The sequence below is a fragment of the Mesobacillus jeotgali genome, from assembly GCF_031759225.1.
GTDB classification, from domain to species: Bacteria; Bacillota; Bacilli; order Bacillales; family Cytobacillaceae; genus Mesobacillus; species Mesobacillus jeotgali_B.
In genome coordinates this window covers 1,095,650-1,109,201 of sequence record NZ_CP134494.1, presented here as the reverse complement: position 1 = coordinate 1,109,201, position 13,552 = coordinate 1,095,650, and the positions used below count along the sequence as shown (strand labels likewise).

Below are 13,552 nucleotides of genomic sequence, written 5' to 3'. Positions count from 1 at the left end.
ATATATACCTAGAATAACATATTCATTCCAATTAACTGGGTGGTAATTATGCCCATGCATGCGGTAAAAGTTGACAGATTCTCTCGTATGAAAACGTGGTTTTTTTGAAGTACTTCACCTAATCCAATAAAAAAATCAATCAAGTCAGGAGATCAGTATGATACACACTACTAAAAAAGGCGAATGGTGTGAACTCGTCATCCCCGCTGAATGGGAAAGCCACACTCTTGAAACACTTTTCAAGGACTTTTGGAAAGCACCGAAAAAAATGGTCCATCTATTTAGGATGGAAAAGAACGTCCTGATCAACGGCCAAGTTCCAGATTGGACAATCCCCCTCAAAAAGAGTGACCGCTTAAGCATGAAGCTTTTTACTGAAGAAGAGCAGACTGTCAGCCCTGAATACTTGAATGCAGATATCATCTATGAAGATGACTATCTGATTGTCTTCAACAAGCCAGCGGGCATGGATACCCATCCAAATGTAAGCGGCCAGGGCGGTACCCTTGCGAACGCAGCTGCTTTCCATATGCTGTCCAATGGTGAAGGCAACCGGCCGCGACATATCCACAGGCTTGACCGCGAGACAACTGGTGCCGTACTTTTTGCCAAAAATCCGCTCATTACAGCCATTCTTGATAAAATGCTGGAGGAACGGAATATCAAAAGAACCTATTTGGCTTTAGCCGACGGAATCATCCATCAGAAAAAAGGGACAATCAATAAACCAATCGGCCGGGACCGTCATCACCCAACCAGAAGAAGAGTATCGGAGACAGGCCAGCAGGCCATCACTCACTTCAAAGTATTGGACAAAATAAAGCATGAAAACCTTACGCTTGTACAATGTTCACTCGACACCGGCAGGACTCACCAAATTCGTGTGCACTTCAGCTCAATTGGGCACCCGCTTGCTGGAGATGCACTATACGGCGGAAGCGATACATTTCACAGGCAAGCACTGCATGGTGTGAAAATGGAATTCACCCACCCGTTCACACAGGAAAAAATAATATGCCACGCACCTTTTATCGACCAACCGCCCATATTTCTTAACATCGATCCTTATGAGATTTAAAAAATTCCACAAAAAAATCCTTCCGTTTTGGAAGGATTTTTTATTATTACTATTAGTCAGCTTTACGCATGCTCTTCATTACAAGGCTGACGATGAATACTAATGCAATCGCACCGATCAATGCCGGAATAATCGCAAAGTCAGCAACTACAGGTCCCCAGTCTCCTAAGATTGCTTGTCCAATCCAAGCACCTACGAAACCAGCGATGATGTTACCGATAATACCGCCAGGAATATCTCTGCCCAAGATCAATCCTGCTAACCATCCAATAATACCACCAATAATTAATGCCCAAAGAAAACTCATCATAATGTAATTCCTCCTTAAAAGTAGATGTATTTTACAAGTAGTAATAGTGCTAAGGGGTTTCACACCCTTTAAAGAGTTCAAACTGCAGTGAAATAAATTTAGCCTATGCTGATTTGATTTGCTTCCCGGGAGCTAACCAGCTTGCTCTAACCTTATCTTACCTCAGAAACCATGGTGTTAAACCAGGTTGTTCTGCAGTCTAACAAGCAGAGTCTACGATGTGAAATCATGTTGTTTTCTGCTTGTACACCTACATTACCACCCCTGGATTATTTTAAAACCTACCAGGATTCAATTAATCCTCTAACAGCTTTCAGCATGCAGTTTTTCTCTTTCTTTTAATGTATCCATTTTCACAAATAAAAAACGGACTGATTGCAATTCAGTCCGTCTTAAAAAATTTATTGTTTAGCATTTGGTTTGCCAGCTGCACCTCAAAAATCAATATGGTCAGGATCGGCTCCAAAACGCTGATCCTTATTAAGTCCATTGATCTCTTCCATTTCTCTTTGGTCGAGCTTAAAATCAAATAGCTCTGCATTTTCCTTTAACCTTGATGGTGTGACAGATTTAGGGATCGGGATAATTTGATTTTGCAGATGCCATTTTAGTATAACCTGAGCCGGTGTCTTGGCGTGATGTTGCGCAATCTTCCCTAGAACAGGTTCATCAAGAAACCTGCCTCTGGACAACGGGGACCAAGCCTCTACTTTGATGTCATGTTCCTGGCAGAAATTGCGCAATTCGACTTGCGACAGCAGCGGGTGGAGTTCGACTTGATTGATTACTGGCTTTTCTTTGCCATGGCTTAGAAGATCCTGCAAGTGGTGTATTTTAAAATTGCTGACACCAATTGCCTTCACCCTGCCTTCCCTGTACAGCTGCTCAAGAGCACGCCATGTGTCCAGATATTTGCCTTTTACTGGCCAGTGGACGAGATATAAATCCAAATAATCCAGCCCTAACCTGTCCATGCTTTCATCGAAGGCTTTCAGCGTATTTTCATACCCCTGTTCAGAATTCCATACCTTCGTAGTGATAAATAACTCTTCCCTCGGAATACTGCTATTGCGGATCGCTCGTCCAACACCTTCTTCATTCTGGTAAAAAGAAGCTGTATCTATGAGCCGATATCCAAGGTCAAGCGCCGTCTGGATTGTTTCCTCAATTTGTTGCCCATCCTCAACCTTATAGACCCCAAGGCCAAAAGCCGGGATTTTCACACCGTTATGTAATTCCACCGTATCAAAAATACTCACCGTGATCTCCCTCCTTTTACATCCATTGTATCCCTCAGCAAGGTTGAAGACAAATCAAAACGGCTGCCATCCAGACAGCCGCTAAATCTATATAAACGGCTCATCGGCCGAAGTTTTCTTTTTGATTAATGTTTAAGTTCCCGGCAAAAAATTGTCCTAAACAGCCGGACAATCCATTTTTTCAAAATGGGCTCGTTCCTTTGAAAGTTGGGATGTAAATCCATGATAACGGGAATGAAACACTATGCTTTTCCTTGGAGATAACAACAATCATGAATTTTTTTCATCAAACATCTTCTTATTTCGACAATAATAAGCTAAAATTAATTTCGCTTATAAAAATGAAAAAGGTTAAATGTGGAGGTTATATTATGGTTTTCCGCAAAAAAGACAAGTTTGCAATTTTGCTCACGGACATTTCCGTGAATCTTAAAGAGAGCAGTGAGTATTTTGCTGATTACAAACTGAACAATGCAAGCGACTTAAAAATCTTCACGGAAAAAATGAAGGATATGGAGACGAAGGGTGACAATCTGATCCATGAAGTGATCATGGAACTGAACAATGCCTTTATTACTCCTATAGAAAGAGAAGATATCCTTGCCCTTTCAATGACAATGGATGATGTACTTGATGGCATGGAACATTGCGCGAACCTGTTTGACATGTATTCGATCACAAAAGCAGACAACTTCATGATGGAGTTCGTGGCAGCAATCAAAAGTGCTTCCTTTGAGATTGAGCAAGCCGTCCAGCTATTGACTACTAAAAAACTTAAGCAGGTAAGGGATCATGCAATCCGCATTAAAGACCTGGAGTCAAAGTGTGATGGTGTACTTCGCCAATCCATCAAACACCTATTCTCGGTCGAAAAAGACCCGATCAGGATCATTCAGTACAAGGAGATTTATGAAGGTCTTGAAGAAATCGCAGACAGCTGCCAAGATGTTGCAAACACACTTGAAAGCATCGTCATGAAAAACGCGTAAGGAGCCTGAGAAATGGATGTAGTTTTTATCGTAACAGTATTGATTGTTATTGGGGCTCTTGCATTTGACTTCATTAATGGTTTTCACGATACAGCAAACGCGATCGCCACTTCTGTATCAACAAAAGCTCTTAAACCTCGCCACGCTATTATCATGGCTGCCATCATGAATTTTGTTGGTGCCATGACTTTTACTGGAGTAGCCAAAACCATTACTAAAGATATTGTAGATCCTTTTACACTGGAAAATGGATCCATCGTGATTTTGGCCGCATTGATTGCTGCAATTTTTTGGAATTTATTGACTTGGTATTATGGAATACCAAGCAGCTCTTCACACGCAATTATCGGTTCTATTGCCGGTGCTGCTCTAGCAGCCGCAGGATTTGATGCCCTGAATTACAATGGTTTCTTGAAGATTCTTCAAGCATTGATCATTTCACCGCTTCTTGCATTTGCAGTAGGATTCATTGTTTATAGTATTTTTAAGATTTTATTCAGGAATAACAACCTCACAAGAACGAACCGGAATTTCCGTTATTTCCAGGTTGCTACCGCGGCATTGCAGTCTTTTACACACGGAACGAATGATGCACAAAAAGCCATGGGGATCATAACCATGGCATTGATTGCGAATAATTATCTCACTACAAGTGACATTCCATTCTGGGTTCAATTTTCATGTGCTCTTGCCATGGGTCTTGGAACATCAGTTGGCGGCTGGAAAATCATCAAAACTGTAGGCGGAAATATCATGAAAATCCGTCCAGTGAACGGTGTGGCAGCAGATCTTACAGGTGCCCTGATCATCTTTGGAGCAACTTACATTCACTTGCCTGTAAGTACTACGCATGTCATTTCTTCCTCCATTCTTGGTGTGGGCTCTGCGCATCGAGTTAAAGGCGTGAAATGGACAACAGCTCAGCGCATGATCATTACATGGGTGATTACATTGCCAATCTCAGCCACTGTTGCGGCTATTTCCTACTTTATACTGAATGCTATTTTTTAAAAAAGATATTTAGTCGTTTGTTGACTACATTATGTACGACCTTATAAAAAGCCCAAGGAATTGAACTTACCTAGCTAAATGAGACAAACATAAAACACCCTTTAGGCTGCCTTTCTTCCATACTCTTTGGGAGTAAGGTAGCCTAATTTTTCTTGTATTCTTTCCTCGTTATAATGTTTTATAAAGTTATCCACTTTCTTGACGACTTCAATATTGGGCAAGGAATTAAACTTACAGTATTGAAATTCCTCACTCTTTAAATTTGAATGAAACGATTCAATCACCGCATTATTCCAACAGTTTCCCCGTCTGGACATACTGCTTACCAAATTGCGTTCTTTCACGAGATTCTGAAAGGCATAGGAAGTATAGACACTGCCTTGATCGCTATGAATAATGACATCTTCTGGCTGGTTGCGCTTCTCCAATGCTTCCTTTAATGTATCGATTACAAGGGGCGCCTGTTGGTGGTTATAAAGTTTATAAGTAACAATCTCATTATTGTACAAATCCAAGATTGTAGAGAGATACAAAGTGATGCTTCCATACTGAATATAGGTAATGTCGGTTACCCACTTTTCGTTCGGTTTCGAAGCGGAAAAATCCCTGTTAAGAAGGTTTGGGGCAATCACTTCACTTTCTCCCTGCGACTTCCACTTTCTCTTTGGTTTCACTTTGCATTGTAGATGATGCTTCTGCATGATTCTTTGGACTGTATTCCGGTTCAGGTTAATCTTATGTTCATGTTTTAAGATGGCCTTTATTTTGCGGTGTCCATTTCTGTATTTCGTGTCTTTGCAGATCTGAATAATGAGGTCTTCATGTACATTTTTATGTTCCCTTATACCTTTAAGCCAGCGATAGTAAGTAGAACGGGGAACGCTTAAAACGCCCAGAATTGCTTTAACAGTATATTTCTTACCTAATAGTTCAACCAGTTCGATTACTACTCTTTTATCCACTCCTTTTTCATCGCCAAATACTTTTTTAAAATTTCATTCTCCATTTTCAAATGGGTTAGCTGATTATTTAGTCGCTCGTCTTTAGTGGAAAATTCAGGACCGTGTCCATATGAGTACTGCTTTCCGATTGGCTGGTCAAATCGATGCATCTGGCCATCTCGATACCATTTCATCCAAGTTTTAATCTGAGTGGTATTCTTAATCCCATACTTCTCCATAATCTCTTTGTTCGTTAATTTTCCTTCGATCTTTGCCTTAACTACCGCCCATTTGATTTCTCCTGAATATACGTTTTTGCCCACGCAAAAACACCTCCGATAAATGTTCTGTTTACAGTTTAACATTTAGGAGGTGTTTTATATTGTCTCAAATGATTAGGTTAGTCCAAATTTTCCTTGGGCTTCCTTGTTCTATTTAATATTGTCTATTGCACCGATCAGCCGTTTTTCAATGTCTGCCGCAATGGTTTGCAGTTCATCATTTTCAACAAATTTAATCAGTTCAGTTGGCTTAGGCAAGCCGACCTTGGTCTTATCGTTCTCTTTGTACACGACAATTTTACAAGGGAGAAAATAGCTTACGATCGGATTCTTTTCAAGTACTCTTTTCGCCTCATGCGGATTGCATACTTCAAGGATGATATAGTCACCGTCAAGCTCCACGCCTTTACCAGCTAAAGTTTCCTTCATATTCAGGGACCAAAGGACACCGAACTTCTCCTCTTTCAAACTTGCTTCAAGTGCAGATACTGCTTCATTCATTGACTTGTCCACTTCAATTGTATGATGGAACATTTTCATCTCTCCTTTCGATTTTAAAAGAATACCTCTCTTTCAAAGCGGATAAACCACTATAGGTATTATAAATATTGTGCCATAGAGAAAAACCGCCGTACACTATTTTGCACTCCGGCGGTCATTAGGGTCCTATAGTCTTTTTTCAGGATATATGCTTACGATCTCTCCTGCAGCTCTGAGATTTCAACAGTTGTCCTTTCTTCCAGCGGCCCGCGCAAATGGACAGTAGCAGTGCGTCCGTCCTCATTTAAATGATCAATCCACACAGATGCACCATTATATACAACATCGATTTCTGCCGACGAAGACAGTATTTGCTTTATACGATTCAAATCCATTTCTGTTACCTCCGCAATCATTTTTTCTCCACTATTTTAGCTAGAAGCTTTTCTTTTTATTCGCCCCTGAAAATTAAATGAGCTAACTGCCACGAACATGATTATTTACGATAGAATAAAAGTAATGCCATAAATACTGGAGGTCATTATGCCTGATTGGTCCTATCACCCATTATTTAAACCATGGCTGCCTCTTTTACCTGGAAACGCAGGACGGGAATTCATCCACCGAGGGATGTCCTTCCTTTCTCAAATTCCTGGAGGGAGGCCATTTATCGAATTCCTTGGGCATATGTCTCCCTCGGAAAAATTATCGCGTACCCTTTTTGGGCTTCATTTTGACAGTCCGGTCGGATTAAGCGGAAAGATTGACCCAAAATTATCAGGAATCAATGTTTTCGGGAGTCTTGGATTTGGGGCAATTGAAGTTGGTCCGATCACCAAACTACCGAGAGGGCCAGGAACAGCTGCAGGCCTTTCAAAAACAAAAGATGCCCTGGTCCTGCCAGAAGAGACCGAGACAATTGGACTTATTGCCACGAAAAGCAAAATAACAAATACACGGACAGTCCCGATTTTAATTCGGCTAGAGGAACCGCTTCACATTGCCGAGCATTTGAAGGATACGGGCGATGCTTTCATAATCGAACTTGATCAAATACATAGCATCGATGATCTTTCATATATAAAATCACTCTTGGAAAACAAAGCTGTTCTTATAGCAATCAGCCATTCGATAGTAGCTGATCATCTCCCGAAGCTGCATGCAGCAGGCCAGCTTGCAGATGGCTTCATGATTGAAGAAGACTCTATCGTAACTGACGGGGAACAGGTCTTGCCTCTCCAGCAGACGGCCGGGATGGTTGATGCCGTAATGCGGATGAAAAAAGAATTCGATTTACCTGTCATTACCTCAGGGGGAGTTGTCCAGCCTGCTGATGCACTTGCCCTGTTTGAAGCCGGTGCCGAGCTAGTCTTCCTTTCCGGCGGCTATGTTGCCTCGGGGCCGGGGTTGCCTAAAAGAATCAATGAGGCCCTCATGGACGATCTGGGAGAAGAGCGCAAAGTGCTTCCTGGCTGGATCTGGTATTGGCTGTTTGGATTATTCATCCTGCTTGGAGGAGCAGTGGTCTTATTTTTCAGTTTCACGAAGGTCATCCTCTTCTATGATGAAGCCTTCATGCAAATGACCCGGCTTGAGTTGATGGCCTACAACCCCAATCTTTTTAAATTCATGTCACATGACAGGATGACTCTCGCAGGAACAATGATTTCCGGGGGATTCATCTACATGCAGCTGGCCCGCCACGGAATACGATACGGACTTCACTGGGCAAGAAGAGCATTCAACATCGGGGCCATTACTGGCTTCCTTGGCATCTTGCTTTTTCTTGGATTTGGTTATTTTGACTGGCTACACGGTTTATTCTGGCTCCTCCTGTTGCCTTTTTATATCGTGGGGTACAGAAAGACACGCCCAGCCAATCAATCGCCTTCTTCAAAAAATCGCGAAAACAGTCCTTCTTGGAAAAAAGCAGTATATGGCCAGCTTCTTTTTGTCATCCTTGGCTTCTCGTTCGTGATTGGCGGTATTGTGATATCGACAATTGGCGCTACAACTGTCTTTGTCGATACCGACCTGACCTATATTTGCATGACACCAGATCAAATGAATCAATTGAACGAGAAGCTGATCCCCGTCATCGCACATGACCGTGCCGGATTCGGCAGCGCACTCTTCAGCGTTGGGCTGCTAGTGCTGACGCTCTCGCTGTGGGGATTCCATGAAGGTTCAGCGTGGGTGTGGAGAACCTTCTTGTTCGGTGGAATTCCAGCATTTGCAGCAGGGCTTCTCACCCATTTCTATATCGGTTATATTGATTTTATCCACCTGCTTCCAGCCTATTTCGCACTTGCGCTGTACATTGCAGGCTTGGCGTTAACGAAGGATTATTTTAAAAAAAGATGACACATTATATACTGTAGACGAAACCTGGAAAAGGGGTATGTCTGCAGTTTTTTTCGGGAGAAATACGGCTTAAATGTCCTCACTCTGTAAATGGGGAATTCCAAAATATTACCTTTCGGCTTGATTGGTACCCTTAGGGGATTAATATTGATGCATTAGGGGATCGTTACCGTCGAACGGGACCCTTACGAAGAGGAAAATCCTCTCATAAGGGTATCTTTCACCTCGAACGGTACCCTTATGGAGAAGAGAATCCTCACATAAGGGTATCTTTCACCTCGAACGGTACCCTTATGAAGAAGAGAATCCTCGCATAAGGGTATCTTTCACCTCGAACGGTACCCTTATGGAGAAGAGAATCCTCACATAAGGGTATCTTTCACCTCGAACGGTACCCTTATGAAGAAAAAAAACTCGCATAAGGGTATCTTTCACCTCGAACGGTACCCTTATGGAGAAGAGAATCCTCACATAAGGGTATCTTTTACTTCGAACGGTACCCTTATGAAGAAGAAAACCGGTGCTTAAGGTTATCTTTCGAATCAATCCCCATCTTTAAGGGGAACATAATGCATGCTTACCAGTATAAACCCTCCCGTCTGTTATTATTTGATTTTCTTTAATTTCCCCCTTGTAAAACTCTCTAAAAACGAATATTATATTTATTGTGTTTAAAAATCGTTCGTATTTTTTGGAGGAACTCATGTTTAAATTAAAAGAGAACAACACGAATGTAAAAACAGAAATGATGGCTGGTTTAACGACCTTCTTTACGATGGTCTATATCGTGGTCGTCAATCCTATCATCCTCGCTGATGCCGGTGTTCCTTTCGAACAAGTTTTCACGGCGACAATCATCGCTGCTGTGATCGGTACGCTTTGGATGGCTTTATTTGCTAATTACCCTATCGCGATTGCTCCGGGTATGGGGCTTAACGCTTACTTTGCCTACTCTGTTGTTGGCAACCATCAAAACATTTCGTATGAAACTGCTTTCGCTGCAGTTTTCATCGCAGGTTTAATATTTGTTATCTTGTCTTTGACTCCTTTCCGCGAAAAATTAATCGAAGCAATCCCACCCAACCTAAAGCACGGTATCACTGCCGGGATCGGGCTGTTCATTGCTTTTATCGGCTTGCGCCTGACAGGAATCATCACCAGCCACCCTTCAAACCTTGTTGGACTTGGTGACTTGCATTCTCCATCTGCCTTGCTTGCTCTTGTTGGCCTTGCGATTACGCTTGTCTTAATGGTGCTAAAGGTTAATGGGGCTCTGTTCCTTGGAATGGTCGTTACCGCGATCATTGCCTTCTTTACCGGCCAACTTGAATTTAATCAAGGGTTTATGTCGATGCCATCTCTTCCTGAAGGAATGATTGTGCTGAATCCTTGGACAGCCTTGATGGATGTTATTCAGAACAGCTTATACGCTGTAGTGTTTTCTTTTATCCTTGTGACCATTTTTGATACTACTGGCACAATGATCGGCGTCGCTCACCAAGCTGGATTGATGAAAGGAAATACGATGCCTCGCGCTAGGGAAGCTTTGCTTTCCGATTCGATCGCCACTGCTGCTGGTGCCATGTTCGGGACAAGCCCGACGACAGCTTATATTGAGTCGTCTTCAGGTGTTGCAGCAGGAGGACGTACCGGGCTAACCTCACTGACGGTAGCTGGGCTGTTCATCGTCGCTGCTTTCTTCGGTCCGCTTGTAAGTGCAGTTTCCGGATTGTCAGCTATAACTGCTCCTGCATTGATCATTGTTGGAAGCCTGATGATGGGAAGCATCTCTCAAATCAGCTGGGATGAAATAGATGAAGCCTTCCCTGCTTTCCTGATCATCCTGAGTATGCCGCTTACATCAAGCATTGCAACAGGAATCGCACTTGGCTTTATTTCTTATCCTTTACTAAAAGTTGTAAAAGGGCAATGGCGTGAAGTCCACCCGCTGCTCTATGTTTTCGCAGTGCTGTTCTTTTATCAGCTTGCATTCCTGCCACACTAAGATATTGCTACAACAGGACCTGCCAAATGGCGGGTTCTGTTTTTTTATCCCCCTGATGGTTCCTTCATGAATATAACGCTTATATTCCGAGTTCTAACGCTTGTCTTTCTACATAAAAATAATGGGAGAAGGGACAAGGCTGGTGATCTCGAATGCTGGGTAAAATTCTTGCTGTACTTGTAGGAAGCATACTGCTTGGAGTTGGCGTGAATGGATTTTTGGTCCCTCACCAACTCCTGGACGGCGGCATGATTGGGATTGGATTGATCATTCATTATTTTCACGGGTTTCCCACGGGTCTTACGATGATCCTCCTGAGTATCCCTCTTTACGTTTTGGCATGGATACTGGAACGGAAATACTTTTTTCACAGCCTGAATGGTTTATTGGTCTCAAGCTTCTTCATCGATTTGTTCGCACCTGTTGAAAAAGGAATCCATCTTGGCATAATCCCAAGCGCAATCCTCGGAGGAGTATTGGTCGGCTGCGGAATTGGCTTGATGCTCCGCTATGAAACGAGCACTGGCGGGACTGATTTATTAGCTCAATTGGTTCAAAAGTTTTTTCCTGTTAATGTTGGGATCTTGATTTTCCTCATTGATGGAATTGTGGTTATGTCGGGGTTAAAGGTGATTGGCATGGAAAAATTCATCTATTCCCTGCTTACGATCGCCTGTGTGGGTTTGTTGACATCTTTGTGTGTGATTAAAAAGGATATTGTTCATTGATTTTCTTCCGGATATAAGTCAATGCAAAAAAGCCAGCCAAAGTTATCCCTTGGCTGGCTTCTGCTGTTTCTTTATCTCAATTATACGCCCTGTAGTGCTTGCACTTTTCTAATTAAGCTTCTGCTTCGATCTTTTGATTCATATCTGTATAGACGGATGAATCGATTTCTTTTGTGATTCTGCTTGTCAGGATGCCTGAAGTCATCGAGCCGCTTACATTTACTGCGGTACGTCCCATATCAATTAGTGGTTCAATTGAAATCAGCAATCCGGCAAGTGCCACTGGCAGATTCAATGCTGATAGAACGAGAAGTGCAGCGAATGTGGCGCCCCCTCCGACTCCGGCAACTCCGAAGGAACTGATCGCTACGATTGCAATGACGGTTGCGATGAACGACGGTGTCAGCGGGTCAATACCAACTGACGGTGCAATCATGACTGCGAGCATCGCTGGATAAATCCCTGCACAGCCGTTTTGTCCGATCGATAGGCCGAAGGATCCGGCAAAGTTTGCGATTCCTTCTGGAACTCCAAGCGAGCGCTGTGTTTTAACGTTCAATGGCAGTGCCCCGGCACTCGTTCTTGAGGTGAAGGCAAACGCAAGCACCGGAAATGCTTTCTTCACATAAGTGACCGGATTCAAACCGGCAATGGTCAATAATAACAAATGAATGATGAACATGATCGCTAGCGCAACGTAAGAAGCGACTACGAACTTACCTAATTTCAGTATTGCATCGAAATCACTTAAGGCTACAGTCTTCGTCATGATCGCCAGGACACCATATGGAGTCAGTCTCAGGATCAGCGTAACAACCCTCATGATGACGGCATAGAATGCGTCCACAATCTTGGCAAAAAGCTCTGCCTGGTCAGGTGATTTTCTTCTGACTCCAAGGTAGGCAATCCCAAGGAACGCTGCAAAAATCACAACTGAAATCGTTGAAGTTGGCCTTGCACCAGTGAAGTCAAGGAAGGGGTTCGCAGGCAAAAGGTCCAGAATTTGCTGCGGCATTGTACGCCCTTCGATTCCTCCATACGTTTCCTCTAGCTTCTCTGCACGTGCCTGTTCTGCCTCACCCTGAGTAATTTGCACCGCTTCAAGGTCGAAACCGACTGCAGTAGCAATCCCCACAGCAGCCGCTACAGCCGTCGAGCCAACCAGCAAGCCGAGAATCAATGTAGAGATTTTACCAATGTTATTTGTCAGCTTTAGCTTCGTGAAGGCTGCCAAAATGGATATAAATACGAGTGGCATTACGATCATTTGTAAGAACTTTACATATCCGCTTCCGACAATCGAGAACCAATCGGTACTCTTGGCAAGGATTTCAGAACCTGCTCCATAAATGAATTGCAGCGCGAAACCGAAGATAATCCCGATTCCTAATGCAATGAATACTCTTTTAGAAAATGATACATGTTTCTTTTGTAAGTAAAATAAAACAGCAATAATGCCCAGCATGATTGCAATATTTAGAATCACTAATCCAGTGGTCACTGATTTTCCCCTCCTAAGTATCTTTCTCGAATAATATATTACATGTATTCTGATAAGTCAACTCGGAATTAAAATATTTGTCCTCCTTCTCATAGATTTATATATTATAATTTATGTTGCTCTGGATGGTTCCATGCTAGTGAAAATTTTGACTCCAATATAAAAAGGTGTCCAAAAAATACATGGACACCCTGAGCCTGCCTCTCATTCACTTCAATTGCTCAACCAGTTTCTCTATTTCCCTCCTGTTATTTTCAAATCCGATCAAAACCTTTTTGTCCTTCAAGAAATAGAGCTTCTTGCTTGTGAAAATAAATGCAGGAACAATCGCAGTACCCGTCACTTCTTTAAGCTTTTTCTCCTGTTCAGGTTCTCCCTGGACATTGATTTCTTCATACTCTACCTTATTCTGCGAAAGAAACTCCTTCGCGTCCTGGCAGTCTGTTCACATTGGCCTTGTGAATAAGGTTAATGAGGTTTTTGCCATAGAGATTCCTCCTCTGCTTTGTTTCAGTACAAATAGTATATCTCCTGCCCTCAGCGTACATCCACTATTTCGCCTGCAATCCCTTTTAACCTGCCTGCCGCAACAGAAAAGACGGCAT

12 protein-coding genes and 1 pseudogene are annotated in these 13,552 nt (G+C 42.7%); 6 read left to right on the top strand and 7 right to left on the bottom strand.

The window, feature by feature from the left end; all coding sequences use genetic code 11:
- Positions 1 to 157: 157 nt before the first annotated feature.
- Positions 158 to 1,078 (top strand): RluA family pseudouridine synthase, encoded by a 921-nt coding sequence (locus RH061_RS05515; RefSeq protein ID WP_311074497.1) that lies wholly within the window; start codon positions 158 to 160, stop codon positions 1,076 to 1,078.
- A gap of 52 nt (positions 1,079 to 1,130) precedes the next feature.
- Here RH061_RS05515 and RH061_RS05510 read toward each other — a convergent pair whose 3' ends face one another.
- Together RH061_RS05510 and RH061_RS05505 are read right to left on the bottom strand one after the other, a co-directional pair.
- Complete coding sequence (locus tag RH061_RS05510) at positions 1,131 to 1,388, bottom strand: GlsB/YeaQ/YmgE family stress response membrane protein (RefSeq protein ID WP_311074495.1); 258 nt, start codon at positions 1,386 to 1,388, stop codon at positions 1,131 to 1,133.
- Positions 1,389 to 1,822: 434 nt separating this feature from the next.
- Positions 1,823 to 2,653 (bottom strand): aldo/keto reductase, encoded by an 831-nt coding sequence (locus tag RH061_RS05505; RefSeq protein ID WP_311076287.1) that lies wholly within the window; start codon positions 2,651 to 2,653, stop codon positions 1,823 to 1,825.
- 365 nt (positions 2,654 to 3,018) lie between these two features.
- Here RH061_RS05505 and RH061_RS05500 point away from each other — a divergent pair, with 365 nt between their 5' ends.
- Together RH061_RS05500 and RH061_RS05495 are read left to right on the top strand one after the other, a co-directional pair.
- Positions 3,019 to 3,636: a DUF47 domain-containing protein gene (locus RH061_RS05500; RefSeq protein WP_311074492.1), complete on the top strand. Its 618-nt coding sequence runs from the start codon at positions 3,019 to 3,021 to the stop codon at positions 3,634 to 3,636.
- Between the two features lie 12 nt (positions 3,637 to 3,648).
- A complete protein-coding gene (locus tag RH061_RS05495; RefSeq protein ID WP_311074490.1) occupies positions 3,649 to 4,647 on the top strand; it encodes an inorganic phosphate transporter in 999 nt (332 codons plus the stop codon).
- Positions 4,648 to 4,748: 101 nt separating this feature from the next.
- Here the strand turns inward: RH061_RS05495 and RH061_RS05490 are convergent.
- From RH061_RS05490 to RH061_RS05480, 3 genes are all read right to left on the bottom strand, one after another.
- A protein-coding gene (locus tag RH061_RS05490; RefSeq protein WP_311074489.1) for an IS3 family transposase occupies positions 4,749 to 5,911 on the bottom strand; the annotation gives its coding sequence in 2 pieces (ribosomal slippage) (positions 4,749 to 5,635 and positions 5,635 to 5,911; 1,164 coding nt in all).
- Between the two features lie 108 nt (positions 5,912 to 6,019).
- Positions 6,020 to 6,403: a DUF302 domain-containing protein gene (locus RH061_RS05485; protein WP_311074486.1), complete on the bottom strand. Its 384-nt coding sequence runs from the start codon at positions 6,401 to 6,403 to the stop codon at positions 6,020 to 6,022.
- A 158-nt stretch (positions 6,404 to 6,561) separates the two neighbouring features.
- Entirely contained in the window at positions 6,562 to 6,744 is a 183-nt protein-coding gene (locus RH061_RS05480) for an H-type small acid-soluble spore protein (protein ID WP_311074485.1), read from the bottom strand.
- A gap of 148 nt (positions 6,745 to 6,892) precedes the next feature.
- Here RH061_RS05480 and RH061_RS05475 point away from each other — a divergent pair, with 148 nt between their 5' ends.
- The 3 genes from RH061_RS05475 (at position 6,893) to RH061_RS05465 (ending at position 11,446) form a co-directional block, all read left to right on the top strand.
- Positions 6,893 to 8,713, top strand: coding sequence for a dihydroorotate dehydrogenase (locus RH061_RS05475; protein WP_311074484.1), 1,821 nt, complete (start codon positions 6,893 to 6,895; stop codon positions 8,711 to 8,713).
- 703 nt (positions 8,714 to 9,416) lie between these two features.
- Positions 9,417 to 10,718, top strand: coding sequence for an NCS2 family permease (locus RH061_RS05470; RefSeq protein ID WP_311074482.1), 1,302 nt, complete (start codon positions 9,417 to 9,419; stop codon positions 10,716 to 10,718).
- Positions 10,719 to 10,870: 152 nt separating this feature from the next.
- Positions 10,871 to 11,446 (top strand): YitT family protein, encoded by a 576-nt coding sequence (locus tag RH061_RS05465; protein ID WP_311074481.1) that lies wholly within the window; start codon positions 10,871 to 10,873, stop codon positions 11,444 to 11,446.
- Positions 11,447 to 11,558: 112 nt separating this feature from the next.
- On the opposite strand, the gene RH061_RS05460 is transcribed toward RH061_RS05465, so the two are convergent.
- Both RH061_RS05460 and RH061_RS23080 read right to left on the bottom strand, forming a co-directional pair.
- The gene (locus RH061_RS05460; protein ID WP_311076285.1) at positions 11,559 to 12,911 is read right to left on the bottom strand and encodes an L-cystine transporter; all 1,353 of its coding nucleotides are present in this window, start codon (positions 12,909 to 12,911) and stop codon (positions 11,559 to 11,561) included.
- 244 nt (positions 12,912 to 13,155) lie between these two features.
- Positions 13,156 to 13,377, bottom strand: a pseudogene (locus RH061_RS23080) (glutaredoxin family protein); the annotation flags it as partial.
- Between the last annotated feature and the right edge of the window lie 175 nt (positions 13,378 to 13,552).